The sequence below is a fragment of the Corynebacterium sp. HMSC29G08 genome (genome assembly GCF_001806875.1).
Lineage (GTDB): Bacteria > Actinomycetota > Actinomycetes > Mycobacteriales > Mycobacteriaceae > Corynebacterium.
Genome location: NZ_KV786256.1, coordinates 1 through 597, shown reverse-complemented (window position 1 = coordinate 597; position 597 = coordinate 1). Strand labels below are relative to the sequence as shown.

The window sequence follows — 597 nt, the reverse complement described above, 5'->3', positions numbered from 1 at the left end:
CGGGGGCGGTGCGGGGGCAGCTCGGGGGTGAAAAGTCATACCTTGTACCAAAGGCCAAAGGTGAGAGGCGGCGCTAAGCTGTATGGGAAGCGAAACGTTCAAAATAAGGAGGACGCCCACCTTGGTAGCCACCGGGGGAGACAATTACGCCGCACGCCTAGGAGTATCCAAAGGCCAAGTAGTGCAGGAACTTGGCTGGGATGAAGATGCAGACTCTTCCATCTCCGAAGCACTCGAAGACGCCATTGGTGAGGCACTGCTCGATGAGGACTCCATCGACCTTTGCGACACGATTTTGCTGTGGCACCGCGCCGAGGACGGGGATCTCGTAGACACCTTGGTAGACGCCATTCGCAATCTTGCCGACGGCGGGCGCATCTGGCTGATGACCCCCGGCGCAGGCAAGCCCGGTGTCGTCCCAGCCGGCGAAATCTCCGAATCTGCCCAGCTTGCCGGCTTGGCGCAAACCAAGGCGGACCGTTTCGGTGAGTGGCAGGGCTCCCTGCTGACCTCGCCGCACAGCCGGAAGTAGGCGGTTGCGGGGGCGCGTCCGTGGTTGGGGCGGACGCGCCCCAGCGTCGCCCTGCGCGGGCCGGC

1 protein-coding gene is annotated in these 597 nt (G+C 63.7%); it reads left to right on the top strand.

Annotation, left to right across the window (positions count from 1 at the left end; genetic code table 11):
* Positions 1 to 82 precede the first annotated feature (82 nt).
* Complete coding sequence (locus HMPREF3101_RS07280; protein WP_070463982.1) at positions 83 to 532, top strand: DUF3052 domain-containing protein; 450 nt, start codon at positions 83 to 85, stop codon at positions 530 to 532.
* Positions 533 to 597: the final 65 nt, after the last annotated feature.